Raw genomic sequence first — 24,781 nt, 5'->3', positions numbered from 1 at the left:
CTCCTGACCTATGCGCCCACCGGTGCCCTGGTAGCCTCCCCCACGGCAGGCCTGCCCGAACAGATCGGCGGAGAACGCAACTGGGACTACCGGTACACGTGGATCYGGGATGCGTCTTTTTCGGTTCACACGCTCGTACGGATGGGATTCGTCGACGAGGCCATTGCCTTCAGCCACTGGCTCCGGGACCGCATCACGGAGCAGCTGGACAGCGAAACAGGGCCGCTTAACATCATGTACCGCGTTGACGGCAGCCCTGACCTCAATGAGGAGGTCCTGACGGGCTGGGAGGGGTATCGCGGCTCCTACCCGGTGAGGATCGGAAACGGGGCCTCGGGCCAGCTTCAGCTCGACATTTACGGCGAGGCGCTCGACGCCATCTATCACCTCGACCGTTACGGAGTCGAAATCGGACAACCGGGCTGGATCGCCATCTGCGACCTGCTGGAGTGGCTCGCGGACAACTGGGACCAGCCGGAAGAAGKAATCTGGGAGACCCGGGGCGGGCGCAAGGACTTCACCTACGGGCGGTTGATGTGTTGGGTTGCGTTCGACCGTGCCATTCGGCTCGCGACGTCGCACGGCCGTCCGGCACCCATGGCCCGGTGGATGGCCGAGCGGGACGCGATCTACAACCAAATCATGKAAAAGGGCTGGAGCCCCGAGCGCCAGGCCTTTGTCCAGCAGTATGGCGACACGGTGCTCGATGCCTCCTTGCTGAAGATGTCACAGGTCGGGTTCGTCTCGCMGGATGATCCGATGTGGCGCTCGACCCTCAAGGCGATGGATGCCGAACTCGTCTCCGACAGCCTGGTCTATCGCTACGACCCCAGCGCCTCGCCGGACGGTCTCCGCGGCTCCGAGGGCACGTTCTCGCTGTGCACCTTCCTGTACGTCGACGCGCTGGCGCGCGCCGGCCGGGTCGACGAAGCACGCCTGACGTTCGAGAAAATGCTCACGTACGCGAACCACCTGGGCCTGTACTCCGAAGAAATCGCTACCACCGGTGAACAGATCGGCAATTTTGCGCAGGCGTTCACGCACCTCGCACTCATCGACGCCGCCATCACCCTCAACGAATGCCTGGACGACGCTGCGACTAAGACTCCCCGCGCCGGGCACCGGCCAAGGAGGGTCCTGTGACACCCGACCCGCAAACCCAGACCGGGATTGCCCCCGAGGGGAAACGGCCAAGAAGCGGGACGTAAGCCACAGACCTGTCCACTCATCACGCCTCCTCAMCTGAAATACGGCAAGACTGAACCAAGGAGGGCTCCATGGAGCCGGCATCATCGGAATCCGACCCACGTCCGGCCCTCCCCCGCACCGTCACCATATTGCTCTTCCTGGCTGGCGCGGCCGTGGTGGCGTTCGGCCTGGGCGCGATGAGGGGAATCGTCACCCCGGTATTTTTTGCGTTCGTGCTCACKYTGTGTGTTCATCCCATTCGCCGCTGGATGCAGGCCCGGGGAATTTCCCGGGGCATCGCCACGGGAACCACGATTGCCGCCGTCTTCGGGTTGCTGATCGCTTTCGCCGCAATCCTCATTGCCTCCCTCGCGCAGTTCTCCGCGCTGCTGCCGCAATACGCTCCCGAGGTGGCCCAGCTCGGCGACTCCATCGCCGCGACGCTGGAGTCTATAGGTTTCGGACCGGAGCAAGTCCAGGAGGTCCTCAACGGGTTCACTCCGGGCCGCATCATCGGATTCCTCGGCGGCCTGCTGGGGAACATAGCGAGCCTGATGGGCAGCCTCGTGATCATCCTGACGATGCTCATTCTCATGGCGGTCGACGGCTCGCGCGTACCGGCGATCCTGACCCATTTGACCTACCACCGGCCGGCAGTGGTCTCCGCCTTCATCGGTTTCGGCACCGGAGTGCGCCGCTATATGGTCGCCACCACGGTCCTCGGGATCGCCCAGGGCCTGTTCAACTGGCTGGTCCTGGTCATCCTGCAGGTCCCGGGAGCCCTGCTCTGGGGTTTGCTGTCTTTCATCTGCAGCTTCATCCCCAACATTGGCTACTTCATCGCGATCGTCCCGCCGCTGTTCTTTGGATTCCTCACCGGCGGCTGGCCGACCGTTTGGGCCATCATCATCATCTATGGCGGGATCAACAGCGTGATCCAGTCCATCATTCAGCCGAAGTACGTGGGCAACGCTGTGTCACTCAGCGAGACCCTGACCTTTGTTTCTGTCCTCTTCTGGGCCGTGGTCCTGGGCCCTGTCGGCGCCATCCTCGCTGTCCCCCTGACCCTCTTTGCCCGCGCCATCCTGCTCGATTCAGACCCGTCCATCTCATGGTGGCGGCCGTTGACGGGCGACAGGAAAGACGTGGAACTGCTCCTAAAGCAAGAAGACGACGCGATCCGTGCCCGCCGCGGACGGCCGCGACCAGGCCGCCCGGACACCGACGCCGGCAACGTACCGAAGGCATGACGTGCCGTCAGGGTGTCTCCCGGGGCAGGTGACAGCCTCATGTTGAGCACCCTCACCAGTCTGGTGCTCTTCGGCGTCGCGGGAGCGATGAGAACCGTGCCCATAAGCGTCACGATCCTGATTCTGCTATCCCCAAATCCCCGCCGCGGAGCCCCCGCTCGAAGGCGGGAAATATTCCAGCAACCGGAGCCGTCAGGGCTGCCGAGTCCGGGAAATTACCGTCCCCGCCCTGCCTTTCCAGAGCCCACAGGGGGTGCGTCCTCGTCTCGGGCGGATTTCGCTTTTATGGTCCGTGTGACTCGAAACGACGGAAGGCCGTGAACTTGCGGCTCAGGCCCCGGGAGGGAGCAGGGGTGACCGGCACCGGACCGMCGGGCTCGGGGCCGGCTGCGGCGGCGGCGCGTCCGTAGCGGGCGGCCAGCGGCGCGGCGCTCAATCCATGGGCCAGGACGCTGAGCAGCACGGTGGCCGTGATGACGGCCACCGCCTGATCCGACGCGGGCCCGACGGCTTCCAGCGCCAGCAGCGCGAACACGAGGGATGCCAGGCCGCGCGGACCGAACCAGCCCACGAACAGGACGGTGTTCCGGTCCAGGCCGGTACCGATCGAGGCCAGYGCCACCGGCAGCATGCGCACGACCGTGAGGCTGAGCACGGCATACACGATGGTCAGGGGGACGAAGTGCGCCACCATCGTCGGAACGGCGATGGCTCCGAAGACCAGCCAAACGAGCAGTGAAACCAGGCCGCCCATCTGCTCGACRAAGACCAGTTCGGCCGGACCCCGTCGGCCGGCGCAGGTGCCGAACGCCAGGCCGCCGCAGAACGCGGCGACGAATCCGTTGCCSCCCACGGCGAGGGCGSCGGTGTAGGCGAGCAGGCTCAGGGCAAGGACTCCGATGCCGGCGAAGTCCTCGGCGGCGGTYCCGCGGCGRCGGGCCAGCCKCAGCAGCCACCCGCCCGCGGCGCCGGTTGCCGCGCCCACGCCGGCGCCGATGAGCAGYTCGACGGYCGCRCCGCCGGGACCGGCKGCRCTCTCCAKRCCTGCSGCGGCGGCCGCRCCGGCGATCGCGAYCATGACGACCGGGGTGGCGATGCCGTCGTTGAGGCCGCTCTCGACGGTGATCAGCTGGCGGATCCGCGACGGCACKGCMGGGTTCGTTACCACGGGGATCCCGAGCGCGGCGTCAGTAGGGGCCAGCGCCGCACCGACGAGCAGGGCCAGCCACAGTCCGAACTGGGGAAAGAACCAGGCGGCCAGGACCCACCCGAACACAATCGTCAGCGGCAGGCCGATTCCCAGCAGCCGCACATAGCGGCCCACGTCCCGGCGCAACTCCTGAAGGGGCAGACGGGCGGCGTCGGAGAACAGCACCCACACCAGGGTGACCTCGACAACCGGGGTGATGGCCGCCGGGGGCGACGCGGCATCGACCAGCCCGGCCCAGGCCAAGGCCATGCMGACAGCAGTAAACACTATGGGAGCGGTCAGGTCCGCCTGCTGCAGCCGCGCCGATACCAGCGCCCACGCGAACAGTGCGGCGGCGATGAGAACTAGGACCGTCAGCTCCATGACGGATCTGTGCCCGCCTCCGTGCCCCCGGAGTTGTCATGAGACGCGTCGGAACAGGCCATGTTCAACTTTAGGCGCGGCGGGGCTGCCCGTGCCCGTGTCCAAAGTCCCTAGGGGCCCTGGCATGCMGCAGATTAGTTGCCGACGCCGGTCACCCGCGGGGCTGCGACCGAGCCGCGACGGATTAGCCGAGCCGTGAACGTCGGCGCGGGCGCAGGGGCCTTCCGACCTTCGATCTGCCGGATCAGGGCCGCCGCCGCCGCAACACCCATGTCATACACGGGCTGCGCGATGACCGTGAGCGGCGGGGTGGTGAGGCGGGTCCAGGCGAAGTCGTCGTACATGAGGAAGGAGACGTCGTCCGGAATCCGCAGACCCAGCTCCTGGATGGCTTCAACGACGCTGAGGCCKATCRGGCCGTCGGAGGCGATGATCGCCGTCGCCGGGTCCGGGCGCTGCAGCAGCTCGCGGGTGATCTTCCTGATCGACTCGTTGTCGCCGGCGTTGAGGCGGATCAGATCGTCCGGCAGGTCCAGACCCGCCTCATCGAACGCCCGTTTCATGCCGTCGCGCCGGTCCGAGATTTGGGACGAGTCCAGGACCATGCCGTCGCGGTACGGCTCGTCCGTCTTGAGGGTGGAGACGAAGGCGATCCTCCGGTGTCCGGCCCCGATGAGGTAGCTCGTGGAGTCGTGCGAGATGTCCTCCATGTCCACCGCCACGGTGTCGACGTCGAGCCCCGGCGCCTTGCGGTCCAGCAGGACCAGCGGGCGCCCGGATTCGTGAACGCGGCGTAAATGTTGCGTTTCCACGGATGACGCCGGCGCCACGATCAGGCCATCCACGCGCTTGTCCAGGAGCACCCGGACGGCATCGACTTCYGCCTCGGTATCCTCATCCGTGTTGATCAGGATGACGTTGAAACCACTGCGCTTGGCGGTGTCGGTAATGCCCCGMGTGGCGAGGCCGAAATGGGGGTTTTCAATGTCGCCGACCACCACCCCGATGGTGTGCGATTTCCCCGTGTTCATGCTGCGGGCGAGCTCGTTGGGCCGGTACTCCAACTCCTCGGCGGCGGCCAGCACCCGCTCACGGACGTCGTCGCTCACGGCACCGTAGTTGCCCAGGGCGCGGGCAGCCTGGGCCTTGGAAACCTGGGCGGCTCTGGCGACGTCGGCGACAGTGACATCGCGGCGCCGGGAAGCATCACTATTCATTACGGCCTTTCGTAGCKGACTCTTGACGCCCCATGTGGCTTCGATTACATTTCTAGCAATCGGTGTGAGTCCGGTCTCAATCTTAGGGACTGAGACCGGACTCAGCAAGGCTCGCATCGACAGTCCGCACCCGGGGGCCAATTGCCCGCCCGCCTCGCCCCTCACTCCCACGATTGGAAAACGCTGTGAACACAGGAAACAAAATGCGCCGCCCGGTGGCGCTGATCGCCGCCGCTGTTGCCGCGGTCCTGGCCTTGTCCGGCTGCGGAGGAACCTCCTCCGCCTCGTCCTCGCCGGCGGACAACCCCTACGGCCTGATTGAGCCCGGCACCATTCGCGTCGCCAGCCTCGGTGACTCCAAGCCCTACACCTTCACCGACGCCCAGGGTAACTTCACGGGCTTCGACGTCGAACTGTTCAAGGACGTCGCCCACCGCGCCGGAATCGACAAAGTCGTCTTCACCGGACAGGACTTCTCCGGGCTGCTCGCCGCCGTCGCCAACGGMCAGTTCGACGCCGGCGTTGCGGCCATTGGAATCACGGACAAGCGCAAGCAGACCGTCGACTTCTCCGACGGCTACCTCGCCGGCTACCTGACCGTCATCACCACGAAGACCTCAGGCATCACCGGCGCCGACGGGCTCGCCGGCAAGCGCCTCGGCGTCGTGCAGGGAACGCTGCAGGAGGCCTACGCCGTCAAGAACTTCACCTCCGCGAGCCTGGTGCGCTTCCCGGACAACAACACCGCAATCGCCGCCGTCAACAGCGGATCCGTCGATGCACACTTCCTGGACTACGAGGCCGCCAAGGCCTATGAAACGCAGTACGGCCTGGTCAGCGCAGCGGACATCCCGTCCTTCGACGCCCCCGCCGGGTTCGCCGTGGCCAAGGGCAAGACCGCCTTCAAGGACGCCCTCAACAAGGGCCTGGCCGCGGCCATGGAGGACGGCACCTGGAAGAAGCTGTACCAGAAGTGGTTCCCGGGCTCCCCGATGCCCGAGCAGTACCTGCCMAAGGCCGAACAGACAGCCAGCCCGACCCCMAGCAAGTAAGCGTCCCCACAACGAGGCACGTCCGGGACCTAGCCCGGCGGCCACCTGACCGGGCGGGCCGCGCAGCGCGGCCCGCCCGGGATCCACAAGCTACCTACGTCTGAGAGCAACCATGGACTGGTTAAGCACCATCACCCGCACCTTCTTCGACTTCGACGCAATGGMCGAAGTCCTGCCCCAACTTCTGGGAGTCGGACTCCTCAACACCCTCATCATCTCCATCGCAGCAACGATCATCGGAGTTGCCCTCGGCATGATCGTCGCGGTGATGGGAATATCCCCCTCCAGGTGGCTGCGGGTCCCGGCACGGATCTACACGGACCTCTTCCGCGGCCTCCCGGCMATCCTGACCATCCTGCTGATCGGCCAGGGATTCGCCCGCTTCAGCCAGTCGATCTTCGGACCCTCGCCCTACCCCCTGGGCATCATCGCCTTGAGCCTGATCGCCAGCGCCTACATCGGCGAAATCTTCCGCGCCGGCATCCAGAGCGTGGACAAGGGCCAGGGCGAGGCCTGCCGCGCCCTCGGCATGAGCTACGCAAAATCCATGGCCCTCGTGGTGGTTCCGCAAGGCGTCCGCCGGGTCCTACCGGCGCTGGTGAACCAGTTCATCGCGATCGTCAAGGACTCCTCGCTGGTCTACTTCCTGGGCCTGCTGGTCACCGAAYGGGAACTCTTCCGCGTCGGCCAGGACGCCGCCGTCCTCTCCGGCAACCTCTCGCCCCTGGTCATGGCCGGCATCTTCTACCTGCTGATMACGGTGCCCCTGACCCACCTGGTCAACCACTTCGACAACCGCTTCCGCACCGGCCGGCGCCGCCCCGCCGCCCCCAGCAGCGGCCTCAAGGAAGTCAAGGAACTCGCCGCGGCCTCGCCGCTGACCACCGGGAGCAACACATGAGCCTCGCCAGCAACACCACAAAGAACGCAGCCCCGGACATCGAGACCTTCCACGGCTCCAGCCTGGAACTGAAGAACCTCACCATGGCCTACGGCGACATCGAGGTGCTCCGCAACGTCAGCCTCACCGTCGCACCGGGCACCACCACGTGCATCATCGGGCCCTCCGGCTCCGGCAAGTCCACCCTCCTGCGCGGCGTCAACCGTCTGCATGAACCCAAAAGCGGGGACGTGCTCCTGGCCGGCGAGAGCGCCCTGGCGGTCAAGCCGGACCTCCTGCGCGCCCGCATCGGCATGGTGTTCCAGCACTTCAACCTCTTTCCGGACCACACCGCCCTCGAGAACGTGGCCCTGGCCCTCTGGAGTGTCAAGGGCATGCCCAAAGCCGAAGCCAGGGAACGCGCCCGTCGCCGCCTCGCCGAGGTCGGCCTCGCCGAACGCGCCGACCACCGCCCCCGCGACCTCTCAGGCGGACAGCAGCAGCGCGTGGCGATCGCCCGTGCCCTGGCCATGKAACCGGAAGTCATGCTCTTCGACGAGGCCACCAGTGCCCTGGACCCGGAACTGGTCAAGGGGGTGCTGAACCTCATGGCAGGCCTGGGTCGCCGCGGCATGACCATGCTCGTGGTCACGCACGAGATGGGATTCGCCCGCAAAGTCGCGGACCAGGTCGTCTTCATGGACGAAGGCGAAGTCGTCGAGTCCGGAACCCCCGCCGAGCTCTTCGACAACCCCCGAAGCGAACGCCTCCAGCGCTTCCTCTCGGAAGTGCTCTGATGGAGACCCTGAAGGGAAATACCGGAGCGGCACCCATCCGCACCGCCGTCGTCGGCTTCGGAATCTCGGGCAGAGTCTTCCACGCACCGCTGATCGCGGCGCATCCCGACTACTCGCTGGACGTGATCGTCACGGCGGATCCGGTCCGCGCCGCGGAAGCGGCACGGCTCTACCCTGACGCMCGGATCGTCCCGACGCCGGAATCCCTGTTCGACCTCGCTGGCKACCTGGACCTCKTGGTCCTTGGCACGCCGCCGCTGACCCATTTCGACCTCGCCGCAACGGCCATGGCCCGCGGCCTCCACGTGGTGGTGGACAAACCGTTCGTCACGACGGCGGCCGAGGGCGAAGCGCTCATCGCCCGGGCGTCCGACGCCGGCGTGCAGCTCACGGTATTTCAGAACCGGCGATGGGATGCCGACTTCCTGACGCTCCACAACGTTCTCCGGGAAGGCGCGCTGGGTGAGGTCCGCACCTTCGAGTCGCGCTTTGAGTGGTGGCGGCCGGAAGGCTTCGGCAACTGGCGGGACACCGCCGCAGTGTCCGACGGCGKCGGCATCCTCAACGACCTCGGCGCCCACCTGATCGACCAGGCCATCCAGCTCTTTGGTGCCGTGACGGAAAGCTATGGGGAGACCGCGAACCACGGCCCGGACCCGGATGGCGCCGACACCGAGGCCTTCGTGTCCCTGCTCCATGAATCCGGGGTCCGGTCGCGGCTGTGGATGAACGGCTTGGCGGCCCAGGTGGGCCCGCGGTTTCATGTCCTGGGCTCCGAGGCCGGCTACACCAAGTGGGGCCTGGACAGCCAGGAGCCGGCCCTCGCAGCCGGCATGACGCCCTCGGATCCCGCCTACGGCGTCGACCCCGAGGAAGCCTGKGKGTGCGTCGGCGTCGATGGCGCCACCGAAACCGTCCCCGCCCGGGCCGGCGCCTATCCGGAGTTCTACACCCGGCTGGCAGCAGCCCTCCGGGGCGAAGGCCCGCTACCTGTGGACCCCGCAGAGTCCCTCGAAGTCCTGAAGGTCATCGACACGATCMGCGCCTTCGCCTAGCCACACTGCCCCCGGCCAAGGCCCGTGCGCAACCCAAACCCACTACGCAACGAAAGGGAGACCCATGTCCTCCACGCCCTCAACCAAACGCGTCGCCATCATCGGCGGCGGCATCCTCGGCGTCTCCACCGCMGTCCACCTTCTCCGCGAAGGCGCCTCCGTCATCCTCCTGAGCGAACGCGGCCTTGCCAGCKAGGCCACGGGCCGCTCACTGTCGTGGCTTAACTCCGCCGGAGAACGGTCCACCCCGTACCACCAGCTCCGGGTGGCCGGCGTGGACCGGTACCGCACCCTCTTCGCCGCGGACCCCGGCCGGGACTGGCTGCAGTTCGGCGGAGGTCTCATGTGGAACGCCGCCGGACAGGCGGCCGTCACGGAAGCCCGCCACGACTACGAGACGTCCATCGGCTACAACTCCAAGCTCCTTGCCCCCGAACAGATTCCTGCAGCCACCCCCGGCATCGATCCGGACGCCGTGCCGGAGAACGCCATCTTCAACCCCGGCGAGGGCTGGGTCAGCCTGCCCGACCTCGTGGACTTCCTGATGGAGGAATTCCACGCCCGGGGCGGCGAACTCGTCCTCAACGCCGGCAAAGTCTCCGTGACGGTCGACGCCGGCCGGGCCGCCGGCGTCGAGACGGCCGCAGGCGCCACCTACGAGGCAGACACCGTGCTGGTGGCGTGCGGCGCCGCAACGCCCGCCGTCGTCGCCCCCCTCGGCGTCGATATCCCGAACGGTTCCCCGGTCTCCATGCTGGTGGTGACCAAACCCGTGGAGCACGGGCTGCAGGCCGTGCTGAACACACCGCGGGCCGCCGTCCGGCCCAACCCCGGCAACACCCTCGCCCTGGACCATGACTGGTACGAAGAGCACATCACCGAACACGCCGACGGCTCCTTCAGCATCCCCGATGACGTCGTCCAGGAACTCGCCGACGAAGCCTCCAAGCTCATCGCCGGCAACCCCGAACTCAAGCCTGCCTCCTGGAAGATCGGTTACAAGCCCATCCCGGGCGACGGCGAGCCGGTCTTCGGCGAACTCGGCCAGGTGMCCGGCTGCTTCGTGGCCTTCACCCACTCGGGGGCCACGCTCGGCCTCATCGCCGGCGAACTTCTCGMCGGCGAGATCATGACCGGCAAGAAGCACCCGATGCTGGCAACCTTCCGGCCGGGACGCTTCTCGTAGGCACTGCCATCAGAGGCCGAGCCGTGCCCGTCACGGCTCGGCTATGGTGGCTTCAACTGCGCAATGGTCGCAGGAACCTGAAGGAACAACTTGGTCGCCGAGACGTCCGCYGCGCTTGCCGGGCTGGCCCTGATCGCCGTCGAGTTCGTCCGGTCAGTTCCCGCGCTCCTGCGGGTGCGGCGCACCGGGACCAGCGACGGCGTCAGCGGCGTGAGCCTGGGCGTGCTCGCCGGCACCGGACTGGGCTGGCTGGCCCTGGCGTTGTTGGTCCAGAGCTGGTGGGTTCTGACGGCCAATATCCTGTGGATCGTGATCCATGCCTTCCTGTGCCGGGAAGTGGCCAGGACCGAGACCCGGAAGAGGCGAGAAATTGTCCTGGCCGGGGCCGGCTCGGCGGCGGCCCTTGCCGTCGCCACGATTGGCGCCCGGTTCTTCATGCCCGTTCAGGACGCCCTCGGACTCATTCTGGGCGTATCGACGCTTTTCTACGCCGTCCCCGCCGCGTACGAKGGCCTGGCCAGCGCCTCAACCCGCGGCCTGAGCCTGCTCTCCTTGGGCGTGAACACCCTGGAAGGCGGCATCTACTTCCTGGCCGGAATCGCCGTGCTGAAGATCGCCGAGGCGGTGGACCCGGTGTTCGGCTTCGCGTTCTTCGGGGTGGTGAGTATCGCCTCCAATRGCGTGCGGTTTGTGCGCGTCGCGTACCGGCGGATCAAAGGGCTCGACCAAACCTGGCCGCSGGCAGACGCGCCCGTCGCCGCAGCCCAGCCGTACCCAGCAGGAGCCTCCGGGCCGGAGCCGCCGGAAACCTGCCAATTCGCCGGAAGCATCCGGCGAATTGGCGGCCTTCCGGCGAAATCGGCTGTGGCTGTGAGCACCGGACCATGCGCAATGCGGTGACTGCTACGGCAGCCGTGTCGGCCGGAGCACCACAGCCTGGCCGGCTTTTTCTGGCTCGAGCGGGACAGGGCTCACCAGCACGGCCGGCCCGCGGCTCAGGAAACCGTCCGAGAGCGGCTGGCAGCGCACGCCGCCCCGACCCCGCATGGCGGCGTGCGCCCCGGGCGCGAGCATCCGGTCCATCCAGGCGCAGGGGTGGGCGGGGCGACCGGCCCGGAACCTGACCACGTCCCCGCCCGATTCGAGCGCAAAGTCTTCGCCAAACAGGGGAGCCAAGTGGGCGCCCCGGAGGACCACGTTGCGCCGGGTCAGGAGCGGGTCAAAGGGCCCGACGCCCAGTTCCGCGGCCATCGCCTCGAGGGACTCGACGGCGATAAGGGTAACCGCGGCATCCATGTGCGCGGCCTTGCCGAAGAACCGGTCACCGACGATGCCCTTACCGGCCACCAGTTCGGCCCGCTCCGCGTCCGTCGTAGGGACATCTGCCGCACCGTCCCGCGCGCGGCCGAAGTAGGCGTGCGCCGGCGAGACGAGAAGATTGAGGATCTCGACGTCGTACCTGTAGCTTGCCGTCATGCCCTAAAACTATCCTCCATCGCACAGACTCGGAACCATGCAACGGGTCTGCGGCCCACGCCGAGGCTGCGCGCCGGATTCGCCGGAAACCTGCGTGCTCGCCGGAACCTTCCGGCGAATTGGCAGCTTTCCGGCGAACTCGGCCGTGGGGAACGGTGTGGGCGCCCGAACTGCTACGCTCCACGTATCGGCCCGGTCCGGTGCCGACGGGCCGACAGCAAGGCCTAATCAGCAGAGCGCAGCAACAGCGAAGTTGTGAGCGAGGTAAACAGCATGACGGTTGCCGAAATCCAAGTGGACCAGCGGGTGATCGGGATCGACTCCCGGCGCTTCGCCTCGGTGGAGAAGGCGCTGGTGGAACTGATCACCAACAGCGACKACAGCTACTCCCGGCTGGAAAAGGCCGGCGCCTCCGTGACCGGCCGAATCCACGTCGGCTACGAGCGCCACCACGCCGGGGCCGTGCTGATGGTCAGCGACCAGGCGGAGGGCATGTCCTTCGAGCAGGCCGGCCGCATCCTCAGCTACGGCGGCGCGCACAGCCCGCTCGCCCGCGGCGAAGGCGCCGGCCGCGGGTACTTCGGCCGCGGCCTCAAGCAGGCCATCTTCGGCCTGGGCCACGGCTGGATCGAGACCATCCAGAACGGCCGGTTCACCCGAATCGACGTCTTCCGCGGCGAGAACGGAGGCTACCTCTACGACGACGACGGCGCTGACCGCCGCGCCTTCCCCGCCGACTACGCCCGGCTGGGCATCCCCGCCGGGGACATCGACGCCGGCGCCGACGGTACGGTCGATGCCGCCGGCAACGGCACCCGGGTGACGATCGTCGTCGACAATCCCCACGTCACGATCACCCAGCACACGACCTTGCTGCAGTCACTCTCGGACAACATCTACCTGCGGGACGTCCTGGACCGGCGCGAGGTGGAGCTGGTGCACGGACGCCCCGGCGCCGAGGACTACGGCAGCGAGAGCATCCGTTTTCGGGAGCCGCCGGCCACCGTGCTCCTCGGCCCCGACCAGCCGGGAAGCTTCAGCCTTGATGGTGGGGAGTTCCCGTTCACCGTCACGCTCAAGCGGGCCCGGGACGTGGAACTGACGCTCAAGGGCGACGAACGCACCGCCGGCCTGGTAGTTGAATCCGGCATGGCCGTGCTCGACTGCCAACTGTTCGAGTACGAGAACCAGGTGGGCACGGAATACCTCTTCGGCACCGTGCGCTGCCCGGCACTGACCGAGATGCTGGGCCGGGGCAAGGCGATMATCAGCGACGAGCGGGAGGGCCTGAATCTCAAGGACCCCTTCGTTGCGGCCTTCTCGCGCGCCGTCAGCCGGATGATCGCCGGCCCCGTGCAGGCTGAGAAGGAAAAGCTCACCCACCTGGAACGCGCCACGACGTCGGGGCKGACCGCCGAGATGATCGAGCACCTGCTGCAGCACATGAGCGAGGCGGCCGTCATCGATCTGGGGCTGGAGACGGGCCCGCCGCTCCGGAACGGCGACGGCTCGGTGGCGGTGGCACCGCCGGCGGCCCTGCGGTTCACCACGCCCTTCTACTACCGTCCGCCGGGGCACGCGTTCCATGTCACGCTGCTGCTGGACCCGGGCCAGCTGCCCGACGCCGGGACGCTCACCTTTGAGCTCGCGTTGCCCGGTTCACTGCGGATTGACCCCGCGCCTGCCCCGGTCCCGGTCAGCGCGCTTGGGGACACGCGGAGGATCGAGTGKACCATGGCGGGGGACCGGGCGGGGGATCATGGCGAGATCACTGTCCGGGCCGGCGACTACTGGGCGTTGTGCGAGATCGTCATCGCTGAGCACGCCTCCCGCCGCAGCGCCGACCAGCCGCCGCACCACGCCATCACCACCGACGCCTCGGGGCAACAGGCGGCGCACCGCGAGGTCCACCGCCCGAGCCGGGATCACGGCGTCGACCTCTTCACCGGCTACGAATTCCGCACCCTGCACAACAGTGCGGACCGTGCCGTCTACAGCCCCGCGGAACGCAAGGTCATCATCAACACCGGCGCCCCAACGGTCCAGCTGTATGTGGACGGCCGCGGCCGTTTCCGGGATTCCGCCCGGCTGTTACTGGCCGAGCTCTTCCTGGATGTGATCTCGKACGAGCTGGCCAGGCGCCGCGTGGAGCAGCACGGGCATGCGGGCGACCTTAAGGCCTTCCAGGCCGCCAAACGGGACATCATCCGTCGCTACGGGAGCGACATCCACCGCACGTTCCTGGGCTAAGCGCGGCCGGATTTCGCGCGGTGACGCGGCGGTGACCGTGCCGGATTAGGGCACGAGCACGATCTTCMCTGTTGCCGCCGTGCTTCCCAGTAGTTCGTGGGCGCGCCGGGCCTCCGAAAGCGGCAGCCGCTCAGCCACCACAGGGTGGATCTCGCCACGGCGAAGCATCCCGAGGAGCACCAGGAAATCCGTCTGGAACCAGTCCTGGTGATGGATGCGCAACTTCTGGATGCGGTAGGACAGCACTTTTCTGCGGGGTGAAAGCCAGCCCCAGAGGGCGACGCTCCCGGTTGCCGCATACCAGGCGAACACCCCGGGCCAGTTCTTGCGCCCCTGCGCGATGGTGGCATAGCGGCCGAACACCACGAGCCGTCCGCCGGGCCGGAGTGCGCGGAAGGAACGTAGCGACAACGGGCCGCCGATCCCGTCGAGGGCTATGTCCACGCCGTCGCCGGTGAGCCCGCGGACCCGGGCCAGGAAGTCCTCGTTCTTGTAGTCGATTGCCACCGCGCCGAGCCGCTCCACGGCACCGCCGTCCCGGCCGGCAGCAGTCCCGTAGAGGCGGAGGCCGGCCAGCGCTCCGAGCTCGAGGATCGCTGTGCCGACGCGGCCGGCCGCGCCGTGCACCAGAACGCTCTCTCCGGGCTTCGCCTGGGCCGTGCGGTGAAGCAGTTGGTAGGCGGTCATGTAGGGGAAGACGAGGCTCACGACCTCGGCCGGGTCGAGGTCTTCGGGCACCTCCACCGCATACACTTCCGGAACGCAGACCTTCTCGGCGTTGGCGCCCCACACTGTCAGCGCGCCGATGCGGTCTCCCACGCGTATCCGCGAGCAGCCGGGGCCGAGTTCATCGACGACGCCGACGAGCTCGTAGCCGGGCGTGAACGGCGGCTTCGGTCCGCCGAGATAGGTGCCGGCCCGCAGTTGTGCGTCGGTGAACGAGACACCGGAGGCGAGGACCTTGACGCGGACTTCGCCCGGGCCCGGCCGGGGATCCGCGACCTCCACCACGTTCAAGACCTCGGGGCCGCCGAAGCGGTCGATCACCACACGCTTCGTGGGCTCACTCTACGCCCGGCGCGCGGCCGGCACGCCGGGTCCATCCGGCACGGACGTCTCCGTCAACAGGCACGCGAATTCGCCGGACCCCTGCGAGGTCGCCGTAAGCTTCCGGCGAATCGGCGGGCCTCCGGCGAACTCGGCGTCCCGGGCCACCCGCCGCCCCATTGACACCTGGCGCAGGCCCGGACTATCCTGCAACCAAATGGTTGTAGATCAACGCAGGAATCAGCTCGGCGAACCGCTCAGCGACGAAGAACTTGACCGCTTGTTCCAGGCGTTCGCCGATACGACGCGACGGGACATTGTGCGCCGGGTGACAGTGGGGGAGTACTCGGTTTCCGGGCTGACCGCCCTCTACGCCATGAGTTTCGCGGCCGTCCAGAAGCACGTGGCGGTGCTCGAACGGGCTTCGCTGGTCTCGAAGGAGAAGCGGGGGAGGGAGCAAATTGTGCGGGCCAACCATGACGGGCTGCAGAAAGCCCGCCGCCTGCTCGATGAGTACGAGGTCATCTGGCGGCAGCGGGCCGACCGGATCGCCGACCTGCTCGCCGAGACAGCCGACCCGCAACTAGGCAAGTCAGAATCAGGCAAGTCAGAATCAGGCAGKACCGAAGCAGGCACGAAACAGGCAGGGAACACGTAGTAACGCTGAAGGATAGGAAGGGTTTGTCATGACCGTTGTCAGTTCAGTCAAGAATCTCGAGGCGCTGAGCCTCACCGTGGTGGCCGAGTTCGACGCCGGCGTCGAGCGCGTCTGGCAGATCTGGGAAGACCCGCGCCAGCTCGAACGCTGGTGGGGCCCGCCCACCTGGCCGGCCACCTTCGAGAAGCATGACTTCGTCCCCGGCGGCGAGGCGAGCTACTACATGACGGGCCCCGAGGGCGAGAAGGCCCGTGGCTGGTGGCGCTTCGTCACCATCGACGCCCCGCACCGCCTCGAGTTCGACGACGGCTTCGCGGACGACAACGGCGACCCCGTGGCCGACATGGGCAGGATCCACGGGATCGTGACGCTGGAGCCGATCGGCGGCCGCACCCGGATGACCGTTCTGTCCACCTTCGAGGCCGAGGAGCAGATGGAGCAGATCGTCGCCATGGGCATGGAAGAGGGCATGAACCAGGCCCTGGGCCAGGTGGACGCGATCCTCGCCGAATCCGTCAACGCCTGAGCTGCAGCGACAGCGGACGACGGCGGGAACCTCCCGCCGTCGTCCGCTTTGGCCCTATTMAGCCCGCTGCGTGCGGCGTTAGGATGCCTTGTGACTTTCACCCACGGTTACGCGGCCCATGGCGATCTCCGCATGTACTACGAGGTCCACGGTCACCCGCGGGCCGACAAGCCCCCGCTGCTGCTCATCCCCGGCGGAGGGTCGACCATTGAGACGAACTTCGCCGGCCTCATCCCGGCGCTGCTGGCCGAGAGTCTCCAGGTAATCGCCGTCGATGAAGAAGGGCACGGCCGGACCGCGGCGACCGGCCGCCCGCTCACCGCTGAAAACTCCGCCGACGACGTCAAAGCCGTGCTCGACGAGCTCAAGGTGGACTCCGTGGACGTGCTCGGTTTCAGCGCTGGCGGCCATACCGCGCTGGCACTGGCGATGMGGTATCCGGCCTCCGTGCGGTGCCTGATTGCCGCCTCCACCTTCGTCAGCCGGGACGCGGTCAGCGACGAGTTCTGGGACGGCATGGCGAAGGGCACCCTTGCCGAGATGCCGGAGGCGCTTAAGGGCGCGGACCGCCGGCTGAATCCGGAGCCCGGACACCTCGAGCGGCTGTTCGAGCTGGACCGTCAGCGCATCCTGACCTTCTCCGGCTGGCCGGACGATGACCTGCGCCGCATCACGGCCCGCACCTTGGTCCTGGGCGCCGACCGCGATGTCATGAGCCCAGAACACGCMGTGCGGATGTCCCGTGTCATTCCCGGGGCGCGCCTGATGATCGTGCCGGGCGGCCATGGCGATTACCTCGGCGAACTGTCTGCGAGCGGCGGCGACCTGACGGCCATGCGGACCATCGTCCCCTACCTGCTGCGGTTCCTGGAGGAGTAGGGCGCGGTCAGGGCTTTGCCGGCGTCGAGGTCTTTTTCGGCATGGACGTCCAGTGCTGCCGGTGCAGGCGTTCAAAGCCCTCCAGGAGCAGATCCAGCGCGAACTCAAACTCGAACTKGTCGTCGCAGCCGTGCCCCACCGCGGAGTCCTCGTGCGCGGACGAGGCGGCGACCTTCAGGATGTTCGGATACCGCTCGGCCATCTCGCGGAACATGGCGGCCTGCGCCTCCGGCGGCAGATCCGCCGTCCCGCCGGCGGTCCCCCCAGCCGTCCCGCCGGCGGAGTCAGGGAACAGCTCCTGGGTGAACCCCCACATGCGGCTGCCTAGGGCATGCATGACGTGGTGGGTCAGATCGACGGAGAAGCCGCCGGCCAGGAACATCCCGATGAACGAATCCATGTACCCAAGAACCGCCGGAGTCTTGTTGGTGCGCGACTCCAGGACCTGCCGGGCCCACTGGTGACGCAAGAGCGCCCGCCGGGCCGAGAGCACCCTCAGCCGCACGGCGTCCTTCCAGCGGGCATTGCGGGCGGGAGGATCGATCTCGCTGACGAGCGCGTCCACCATGCCGTCGAGGAGTTCCTCCTTGTTGGCCACGTGCTTGTACAGCGCCATCGGCACGACGCCGAGTTCCTGGGCCAGCCGGCGCATGCTCAGCGCCTCGATCCCCACCTCGTCGGCCAGTACGACGGCGGCCGTCAGCACCCGGTCCCGGCTGAGGGGGATCCGGCGCGTGCGTTCCGCTTGCTGGGTCATMCGGCCACCTTTCCCTAGCGGTCTCCTCTTGACAAGTGTACGGCGTACACCTAGCGTTGTGCGCATCAGGTGTACGCCGTACACCACGAGCCGTGTGAAACAGTCCGTGGGCCGCTCCAGTGAAGGACCAAGCCATGACGATTCAAGCCAGCAGCGCCCCCGTGCCCCGCGTCCGCCGTCGCCCCCAGTGGCCGGTGCCCGCCGGATTGATCCTGCTCAGCCTCATCCCGGTCATTGCGGKGGCAGCACGGCTGACGGAATTGACGGGGGGTGCGGCCATCACGCCGCAGAACGCCCGGTTCTTCGCCTCGCCCGTTCCCGTGGTGACGCACATTGTTTGCGTTACGATCTACAGCCYGCTCGGGGCATTCCAGTTCCTGCCCTCGCTGCGGGGCCGCCGCGGCTGGCACCGGATCGCGGGCCGCATCCTGGCGCCGGCTGGCCTGCTGGCCGCCCTGTCCGGTTTGTGGATGGCCGCCTTCTATCCGCTGCCGGCCGGCGACGGCCCGGCGCTCTTCGTCCTGCGGCTCGTCTTCGGCTCGGCCATGGCGGCGAGCATTGTCCTGGGGATCGTCGCCATTGTGCGCCGGGACTTTGTGCGGCATGGAGCATGGATGACCMGCGGCTACGCGATCGGCGTCGCCGCGGGTACGCAGGCGCTGGTGAGCCTGCCGTGGATGCTGCTGGTCGGCCCGCCCGACGAGTCGACCCGGGCGGCGCTGCTGGGCTCGGCCTGGGTGATCAATGTTGCGGTGGCCGAGGTCGTCATCCGCCGCCGCGCGCAACGGGCCACGAGGGTGCCGCGATCACCCGGGCGGAAAGTCACAGGACTTGAATCGGTGAGGCAGACGACGGCGTGAGGCGCCCGCCGTCGTCGAAATCGCCGGAGTGCTGCCGGTTCGTCGTACTTTCCCGGCGACTCGGAGAGTTTCCGGCGAGTTCGCGGCTGGCGAGGCGTCGGCGGCGCGCCCCACGGACGCCGGATGGCAGCCCGCTAGACTCACGCGCATGACAATTGTGGACGATCAGGGGCGCCCGGAGCCTCCCCTTGCCGCCGATGAAACTGCGACCCTCCTGGGTTTCCTGGACTTTCAGCGGGCCACGCTGGCGTGGAAGTGCGCCGGGCTGGACGCCGCCGGCCTCGGGGCGACGACCGCCGCCTCATCGATGACCCTGGGCGGACTGCTGAAGCACATGGCCTACGTGGAGGGTGAATGGTTTTCCCGTTCCCTGCACGGGCGGGACCGGGAGGCTCCGTTCGGCACCGTGGACTGGAAGGCCGACCCGGACTGGGACTGGCATTCCGCCGCCGTGGACACCCCGGACCAGCTGCGCAACCTGTGGCAGGGCGCCGTCGACCGCTCCCGGGAGAGCGTCGCGGATGCCCTGGCCAGCGGTGGCCTGGACCAACTGGCCCGGCGCCCGTGGCCCGACGGCTCGGCGCCGAGCCTGCGCTGGATCCTGTGCCACATGATCGAGGAGTATGCCCGGCACAACGGCCACGCCGACCTTCTCCGCGAAGCGGTGGACGGGCAGACCGGGGAGTAGCTGCCGCCGGAAAGGCGTTCCCCGGGCATTTCCGGCGGGGAGTCCGACGGCGCCACTCGCCCGCCGCCTGCGTCTTCAGGGCGTCCTGCGGGTCTTTCGAAGACTCCTACACGTCGGGCATCTGCAGCACGTTCATGGCGGCCAGCAGGAACGGCACGGGATCGGGATCGCTGCCGGCGGCCCACTGCATCCAGGCCTCGAATGTTGCCCCCAGATAGGCCGCGCAGAGGTAGCCGGCCATGTCCTCGCGGACGCCGAGCGTGATCAAATGCCGGCGGCCCCGCTCGCGTTGGGGAGCGAGGGCGGCGTAGCTCCGGCTGGCCAGTTCCGGGTGTTCGGCGATCAGCCGCAGGCGCCCGCGGGTAAGGGCGAGGTCCGGAAGCGCGGCTGCCCCGGCGACGGCCGCCGCGCTCAGTCCTGCCCGGATCTGCGCCGCACCCGCCTCTGGCCGGAGTCCACCGTCGGAGTCGGCATTGAAACCGCCGTCGGACGCGCCAGCGGGCCCGCCGTCGGACTTGCCAGCGGGGCCGCCGCCGTCACCCGCATTATCCAGTGCCCGGCCGGCCGCCTCCGTGACCGGCTCGATGCCGCCCCAGACGAGGTCGGCCTTGCTGGCGAAGTAGCGGTACAGGCTCTTGCGCCCGATCCCGGCCGCGCCCGCGATGTCCTCCATGGACGTCTGTTCGTAGCCGCGCTCGGCGAACAGGCGCAGGGCGATGCGGGCGACGGCGTCGGGGTCGATCGTCGCCGGCCGCCCGGTGGCGCGCGCGGCGGCGGCGGGCTGGTGGTCCTCGGAGGGCTGGCCAGTATTCACCCTTACATAATGACACAGAGTGTCATAAGGTGAGCCTGTCAGCATCCTCAACGTCTGGAAGGACATCATGGGCAACGAAGCTTCATGGCAGGAAACTGTCACCGCGGGCCGCTTTGCAGGCAAGACCGTCATCGTCACGGGTGCGGGATCGGGCATTGGACAGGCCACAGCCCTCCGCGTCGCGCGGGAGGGCGGCCGGGTGATCGCGGCCGACATCAGCAAGGAACGCCTGGACGCCCTCCTGCAGGACAACGCTGGCCTGGACCTGGTTCCCGTGCCCGGCGACATCTCCACCGAGGAAACCGTTGCCGCCGTCGTGGCCGCGGCGKGCGGGCGCGTTGATGCGCTGGCGAACGTCGCCGGGATCATGGACAACTTCACGCCGATCCACGAGGTGGACGACGAAACCTGGGAGCGGGTTTTCCGGATCAACGTCACGGCCCTCATGCGCCTGACCCGCGCCGTCGTGCCGCTCATGCTCGAGGCCGGAACCGGTTCCGTAGTCAACATCGCCTCCGAGGCCGGCCTGCGCGGATCCGCCGCCGGCGMCACGTACACGGCCTCCAAGCACGCAGTCATCGGACTGACCAAGAACTCGGCCGTCATGTACGGGCCCAAGGGCCTGCGGTTCAACGCCGTGGCCCCGGGCGCCACCATCACGAACATCGAGGCCCCCTGGGGATCCGAGCTCGGGGCCGCGCGGCTCCAGCCGCTCATGGGCGCGAACATCCCCGCGCCGGCGACCGCGGCACAGCTCGCGGCCTCGATCACCTTCCTGCTCAGCGACGACGGCACCAACGTCAACGGCGCGGTCCTCGCGTCCGACGGCGGCTGGTCGGCGGTCTAAAGGTCCGTCCAACCACCTGCCCACCAACCCGTTGCGCTATCAGTCTTGGCGGTTATCCGAGCCGAATGACGACCAGGACTGATAGCGCATCCAAGGGGAGGCTTAGGCTCCGGGGAAGCGGTCCCGCAGATTGCGGTGGACGTCGGCGGCCGATCCTGCACCGGCCKCCGCCTCCGCGCTGAGCCGGAGAACCGCCGCGGCCCCGGCGCCGAGGGTTTCMGGGGCCGAGATCCGCAGCAGGTCGGCAGCCAGCAGAACCTCGATCGCCAGCAGGTCCTCGAGAAGGCCCAGCGCTTCCTCGGTCTTGCGGACGCTCAGCATGGCTCCCGTCGCATGGTCCTCGACGCCGACATCGAGGATGGTCGAGTCCAGGGTGGCGGGAGCTGCCAGGAGCCGGAGCTCGATGTAGCAGGCTGAACCGGCGTAGCGGAGCTGCAGGCCCGGCGTCGCGGCGGGGCCGTGGCTCCCGGGCGGGGACCCCGATTTCATCGCCGCCATGATGGCATTCCACAAGTGGCTCATGCGGCGTTCGCTCAGCTGCCCCACGTGGACCAGAGCCACGCGCAGGGCGTCGAAGGCGATTGCCAGCACCATTGGATGGAAATTGCCGTTGCTCAGCACCGAGCCGGATGCGACGTCGACCAGCGGGTTATCGCTCGCGGAGTTCAGCTCCGTGTCCACGGCACCCCCGGCCGTCKCGAGGAACTCCCGGAACGCCCCGTGGACCTGCGGGATCACCCGGAACGAAAGGGCATCCTGCACCGACCGCGGCCCGCCCGGGGTCAGGAGCAGGCTGCCTTCCAGCAGTTCGCGCAGATGGGCCGCTGCTGCGGCTTGCCCCGGATACGGCTTGGCCGCCGCCGCGGCGGCGGAAAATACGGAGGGGTTGCCCCGGGTGGCTTCGATGGACAGGACGGCGGCCTGGTCCGCGGCGCCGGCCGTCCGGGCCGCGCGGGCCAGCACCAGGGCCCCCTGGCCGATCGAGACGCCGTTGGCCGAGATTAACGCCAGTCCGTCGCGGCCCTKAAGCCGGAGCGGCTCGATCCCCGCACGGCGCAGGGCTTCGGCCCCTGGGAGGGTCTCGCCCCGGAATTCCGCCGTGCCGGTGCCGACAGCCACCTGGGCGATGCCGGCCATCGGACTGATATCGGCAGCGCCGACCGAGCCCGTGGCGTGTAGGACCGGGTGCACACCGGCGTTCAACATGGCCAGCAGGGCGTCTGCCGCGGCCGGGCTGGCGCCGGAGCCGCCCCGGGCCATGCCGTTGACACGAACGGCCATCGCGGCCCGGACCACTGTCCGGTCCAGCAGGGGTCCGAACGCGCCGCCATGACTCGCGACGAGGAATTGCTGCTGCMGTTCGAGCTCTTCGCGCGGGACCCTGGTGTCCTTGCCGTGGCCGACCCGGGTGCTGAGCCCGTAGATCGGGTCGCCACCGGACATGGCTTCCTCCAGCAGGGCCCGGCTCGCCGCGATCCGCTCCCTGGCGGCCCCGCCGAGTGCCACCGGCGCGCCCTCGGCTACCGCGACCAATTCCTCCTGCGTCATCGGCAGATCGCTGATGGTGACTGGTTCCATGATGTTGCCTCCAGCAATCAGTGTGGTCCGGGGCCCCCGCCTGTACAAGGGGACACCCTGCCACCCCGTTGCACTTTCAGATATGGCGGCTATCGGTGCCGAATGACAACCAGACCTGATAGCGCAACMAGGAGGACACGACGACGGCGGGAGGCTCCCGCCGTCGTCGTCCGTCTGTTTACTGGCCGGACCGCAATTTAGTAGGCCTTGACCCGCTGTTCGACGACGAGGTGGACCAGGGCGAACACGCCGTCGCGGTCGATGGCGGCCAGCGCGGCCTCAAGGGCGGCCGGGATGTCCCGGTCTTCGGTGACCGTGACGCCGAAACCGCCGAAGGCCCGGGCCATCATGCCGAAGTCGGGATTCTTCAGCTGCGTGCCCGATACCCGGGACGGGTAGTGGCGTTCCTGGTGGGTGCGGATGGTGCCGTACTCCTGGTTGTCCATCACGATGATGAGCGGCGTGGCTCCGTACTGGGCGGCCGTGGCGAGCTCCTGGCCGTTCATCAGGAATTCCCCGTCGCCGGCGATGGTGACCACCCGCCGCTCCGGGCTGGCCAGCGAGGCGGCGATGGCCGATGGAATCGAGTACCCCATGGAGCCGTTCCGGGCGCTGATCATGGAGGCGTAGCGCCGGGTGGGGAAGTACCGGTGCGCCCAGTTGGTGTGCTCGCCGGCCCCGAACGTGACCATGGCGTCCTCGGGCAGCAGYGGCACGAGGTTGGCCATGAGGGTGTCCATCTTGGCGGGCCCCTCGTCCGGGGTCGACGGCGGCAGGCTGGCGAAGGACTGCTGCTCGGCACGCATCCGGGCCGTCCACGCCTTCCACTCCTCCTTGACCGGGAGGTCGATGTTCACCAAGTCCCGGACGAAGGCCTCCGGCTTGGCCAGGATCTGGCGGGAGACGGGGCCGGAGCGGCCGCGCAGCGAGGGATCGATGGTGACCAGGAAGTTCTCCTTGTTCCAGTCCTGCCTGCAGACGAAGCCGTCCGTGATCACGTCGCCCGGGACCGTCCCGACGAACACGAGCAGGTCGGTTTCCTCCAGGAGATCGTAGGTGGGGCGGGGCCGGCCGTAGCCGATCGGTCCCACGTAGCTGGGGGAGTCGAAGGAGACGGTTCCCTGCGTGCGCCATTCCGCCGCGGCCGGGATGTGGTGCTTTTCGAGCCACTCGGTGAGCTCCGTGGCGGCGTCCTGGGTCCAGTCGTTTCCGCCGGTGACAAAGAGCGGCTTCTTGGCCTGTGCCAGGGCCTCGGCAAGGGCGCCGGCATCCGTGCTGCTCATGCCGCCCGCGGCCACCGGGATGGCCGGGTGCAGCGCCGGATCGATCTGCGCGCGGATGATGTCCTCCGGCAGGCCTACCACCACGGGGCCGGGGCGGCCGCTCATGGCCGCGAACATGGCCTCGGCGACAATCTCGGAGGCCCGCTCGGGGTGGTCCAGGACCATCACGCGTTTGGCACCGGTGTAGAACCACGCCTTGATGTCGAACTCCTGAAACGCCTCCCGGTCCCGGTGCGCGAACGGAATGAGACCGACAAAGAGCAGCATAGGGGTGGAGTCCTGCCACGCGGTGTGCAGGCCGACGTGGGCGTTCGCCGCCCCGGGGCCGCGGGTGACCATGGCGACGCYGGGGCGCTGGTTCATCTTGCCGTCGGCCTCGGCCATATAGGCGGCGCCGCCCTCGTGCCGGCAGACCACGGTCTCGATGTCCGAGCCGTGCAGCCCGTCGAGCACGTCCAGGAAACTTTCCCCCGGCACAACGAAGGTGCGTTCAACCCCGTGCGCCACGAGGGAATCGACGATGACGTGGCCGGCGGACTTCATGGTCCCGTTGCCGTTGAAGCTGTCCGGGATAGCCGCCGGGACCGTCTGGAGGGGTGGGAGGGTGTCGCCGTCGACTGGGTACGTGTCGGTTGCGGTMATGGTGGATGCAGACTCCGTTTTCATCACTTGGTTGTCTTCTTGGGTTGGTTTGGCGGGCAAGGCATGTCCACTGAATCCAGCGGAACGGATGGTGGCGCCTAGTCGGTTTCCGGTCCGGTGCAGAAGAAGCAGCCGTCCTCGCAGCTGTCGTYCGACGCCGGCGGGTTGCTGGTGCGCACGGCTGGCGGGTGGCGCTCCTGCAGGGTGCTGGTGCGGCCGGGATTCAGCGGGTTTCGTGGCTTCATGGAGGCTTTCAGGTTGTTGGTCGGACTGTGGGA

23 protein-coding genes are annotated in these 24,781 nt (G+C 68.1%); 15 read left to right on the top strand and 8 right to left on the bottom strand.

Annotated features, from left to right (window positions below; genetic code table 11):
- A partial coding sequence (locus AC1DBQ_RS02905) for a glycoside hydrolase family 15 protein (protein WP_476927066.1) occupies nt 1–1,143 on the top strand: 1,143 nt, incomplete at its 5' end.
- Between the two features lie 134 nt (nt 1,144–1,277).
- Nucleotides 1,278–2,438 carry an AI-2E family transporter gene (locus tag AC1DBQ_RS02900; RefSeq protein WP_476927065.1) on the top strand — a complete coding sequence of 387 codons (1,161 nt, stop codon included), beginning with the start codon at nt 1,278–1,280 and terminating at the stop codon, nt 2,436–2,438.
- Nucleotides 2,439–2,721: 283 nt separating this feature from the next.
- Here AC1DBQ_RS02900 and AC1DBQ_RS02895 read toward each other — a convergent pair whose 3' ends face one another.
- Nucleotides 2,722–4,011, bottom strand: coding sequence for a cation:proton antiporter domain-containing protein (locus AC1DBQ_RS02895; protein ID WP_476927064.1), 1,290 nt, complete (start codon nt 4,009–4,011; stop codon nt 2,722–2,724).
- A gap of 134 nt (nt 4,012–4,145) precedes the next feature.
- Nucleotides 4,146–5,228, bottom strand: coding sequence for a LacI family DNA-binding transcriptional regulator (locus AC1DBQ_RS02890; protein ID WP_476927063.1), 1,083 nt, complete (start codon nt 5,226–5,228; stop codon nt 4,146–4,148).
- Between the two features lie 203 nt (nt 5,229–5,431).
- Between AC1DBQ_RS02890 and AC1DBQ_RS02885 the strand changes: the two genes are divergently transcribed.
- From AC1DBQ_RS02885 to AC1DBQ_RS02860, 6 genes are all read left to right on the top strand, one after another.
- On the top strand, nt 5,432–6,280 hold the full coding sequence (locus AC1DBQ_RS02885; RefSeq protein ID WP_476927069.1) for an ABC transporter substrate-binding protein: 849 nt from the start codon (nt 5,432–5,434) through the stop codon (nt 6,278–6,280).
- 112 nt (nt 6,281–6,392) lie between these two features.
- Nucleotides 6,393–7,181: an amino acid ABC transporter permease gene (locus AC1DBQ_RS02880; RefSeq protein ID WP_476927062.1), complete on the top strand. Its 789-nt coding sequence runs from the start codon at nt 6,393–6,395 to the stop codon at nt 7,179–7,181.
- Nucleotides 7,178–7,957 (top strand): amino acid ABC transporter ATP-binding protein, encoded by a 780-nt coding sequence (locus AC1DBQ_RS02875; RefSeq protein WP_476927061.1) that lies wholly within the window; start codon nt 7,178–7,180, stop codon nt 7,955–7,957. Before AC1DBQ_RS02880 ends, AC1DBQ_RS02875 begins: the two co-directional genes overlap by 4 nt.
- Nucleotides 7,957–9,012, top strand: coding sequence for a Gfo/Idh/MocA family protein (locus AC1DBQ_RS02870; protein WP_476927060.1), 1,056 nt, complete (start codon nt 7,957–7,959; stop codon nt 9,010–9,012). Before AC1DBQ_RS02875 ends, AC1DBQ_RS02870 begins: the two co-directional genes overlap by 1 nt.
- A 64-nt stretch (nt 9,013–9,076) precedes the next feature.
- Nucleotides 9,077–10,198, top strand: a complete 1,122-nt coding sequence (locus tag AC1DBQ_RS02865) for an NAD(P)/FAD-dependent oxidoreductase (protein ID WP_476927059.1) — start codon at nt 9,077–9,079, stop codon at nt 10,196–10,198.
- A 90-nt stretch (nt 10,199–10,288) separates the two neighbouring features.
- A complete protein-coding gene (locus AC1DBQ_RS02860) occupies nt 10,289–11,098 on the top strand; it encodes a hypothetical protein (RefSeq protein ID WP_476927058.1) in 810 nt (269 codons plus the stop codon).
- A gap of 3 nt (nt 11,099–11,101) precedes the next feature.
- Here AC1DBQ_RS02860 and AC1DBQ_RS02855 read toward each other — a convergent pair whose 3' ends face one another.
- The gene (locus AC1DBQ_RS02855) at nt 11,102–11,674 is read right to left on the bottom strand and encodes an MOSC domain-containing protein (RefSeq protein ID WP_476927057.1); all 573 of its coding nucleotides are present in this window, start codon (nt 11,672–11,674) and stop codon (nt 11,102–11,104) included.
- A gap of 273 nt (nt 11,675–11,947) precedes the next feature.
- Here AC1DBQ_RS02855 and AC1DBQ_RS02850 point away from each other — a divergent pair, with 273 nt between their 5' ends.
- A complete protein-coding gene (locus AC1DBQ_RS02850; protein WP_476927056.1) occupies nt 11,948–13,924 on the top strand; it encodes an ATP-binding protein in 1,977 nt (658 codons plus the stop codon).
- A gap of 45 nt (nt 13,925–13,969) precedes the next feature.
- Here AC1DBQ_RS02850 and AC1DBQ_RS02845 read toward each other — a convergent pair whose 3' ends face one another.
- Nucleotides 13,970–14,971 carry a medium chain dehydrogenase/reductase family protein gene (locus AC1DBQ_RS02845; protein ID WP_476927055.1) on the bottom strand — a complete coding sequence of 334 codons (1,002 nt, stop codon included), beginning with the start codon at nt 14,969–14,971 and terminating at the stop codon, nt 13,970–13,972.
- 217 nt (nt 14,972–15,188) lie between these two features.
- Between AC1DBQ_RS02845 and AC1DBQ_RS02840 the strand changes: the two genes are divergently transcribed.
- From AC1DBQ_RS02840 to AC1DBQ_RS02830, 3 genes are all read left to right on the top strand, one after another.
- Complete coding sequence (locus AC1DBQ_RS02840) at nt 15,189–15,629, top strand: ArsR/SmtB family transcription factor (protein WP_476927054.1); 441 nt, start codon at nt 15,189–15,191, stop codon at nt 15,627–15,629.
- A 28-nt stretch (nt 15,630–15,657) separates the two neighbouring features.
- Nucleotides 15,658–16,155 carry an SRPBCC family protein gene (locus AC1DBQ_RS02835; RefSeq protein ID WP_476927053.1) on the top strand — a complete coding sequence of 166 codons (498 nt, stop codon included), beginning with the start codon at nt 15,658–15,660 and terminating at the stop codon, nt 16,153–16,155.
- Nucleotides 16,156–16,245: 90 nt separating this feature from the next.
- Nucleotides 16,246–17,034, top strand: coding sequence for an alpha/beta fold hydrolase (locus AC1DBQ_RS02830; RefSeq protein WP_476927052.1), 789 nt, complete (start codon nt 16,246–16,248; stop codon nt 17,032–17,034).
- Between the two features lie 7 nt (nt 17,035–17,041).
- Here AC1DBQ_RS02830 and AC1DBQ_RS02825 read toward each other — a convergent pair whose 3' ends face one another.
- A complete protein-coding gene (locus AC1DBQ_RS02825; RefSeq protein WP_476927051.1) occupies nt 17,042–17,791 on the bottom strand; it encodes a TetR/AcrR family transcriptional regulator C-terminal domain-containing protein in 750 nt (249 codons plus the stop codon).
- Nucleotides 17,792–17,925: 134 nt separating this feature from the next.
- Between AC1DBQ_RS02825 and AC1DBQ_RS02820 the strand changes: the two genes are divergently transcribed.
- Both AC1DBQ_RS02820 and AC1DBQ_RS02815 read left to right on the top strand, forming a co-directional pair.
- Nucleotides 17,926–18,651, top strand: a complete 726-nt coding sequence (locus tag AC1DBQ_RS02820; RefSeq protein ID WP_476927050.1) for a DUF2306 domain-containing protein — start codon at nt 17,926–17,928, stop codon at nt 18,649–18,651.
- Between the two features lie 148 nt (nt 18,652–18,799).
- The gene (locus AC1DBQ_RS02815; RefSeq protein ID WP_476927049.1) at nt 18,800–19,339 is read left to right on the top strand and encodes a DinB family protein; all 540 of its coding nucleotides are present in this window, start codon (nt 18,800–18,802) and stop codon (nt 19,337–19,339) included.
- A 106-nt stretch (nt 19,340–19,445) separates the two neighbouring features.
- Here AC1DBQ_RS02815 and AC1DBQ_RS02810 read toward each other — a convergent pair whose 3' ends face one another.
- Nucleotides 19,446–20,153 (bottom strand): TetR family transcriptional regulator, encoded by a 708-nt coding sequence (locus AC1DBQ_RS02810; protein WP_476927048.1) that lies wholly within the window; start codon nt 20,151–20,153, stop codon nt 19,446–19,448.
- A 67-nt stretch (nt 20,154–20,220) separates the two neighbouring features.
- On the opposite strand from AC1DBQ_RS02810, the gene AC1DBQ_RS02805 reads away from it, so the two are divergent.
- Nucleotides 20,221–21,000 (top strand): SDR family NAD(P)-dependent oxidoreductase, encoded by a 780-nt coding sequence (locus AC1DBQ_RS02805; RefSeq protein WP_476927047.1) that lies wholly within the window; start codon nt 20,221–20,223, stop codon nt 20,998–21,000.
- A 102-nt stretch (nt 21,001–21,102) separates the two neighbouring features.
- Here AC1DBQ_RS02805 and AC1DBQ_RS02800 read toward each other — a convergent pair whose 3' ends face one another.
- Both AC1DBQ_RS02800 and AC1DBQ_RS02795 read right to left on the bottom strand, forming a co-directional pair.
- Nucleotides 21,103–22,578 carry an aromatic amino acid lyase gene (locus AC1DBQ_RS02800; protein WP_476927046.1) on the bottom strand — a complete coding sequence of 492 codons (1,476 nt, stop codon included), beginning with the start codon at nt 22,576–22,578 and terminating at the stop codon, nt 21,103–21,105.
- 197 nt (nt 22,579–22,775) lie between these two features.
- A complete protein-coding gene (locus tag AC1DBQ_RS02795) occupies nt 22,776–24,404 on the bottom strand; it encodes a thiamine pyrophosphate-dependent enzyme (RefSeq protein WP_476927068.1) in 1,629 nt (542 codons plus the stop codon).
- Between the last annotated feature and the right edge of the window lie 377 nt (nt 24,405–24,781).

Source organism: Arthrobacter sp. 10T413_2 (assembly GCF_056394205.1).
The sequence above is the reverse complement of the archived record's forward strand: the minus strand, read 5'-3'. Positions and strand labels throughout refer to the sequence as shown.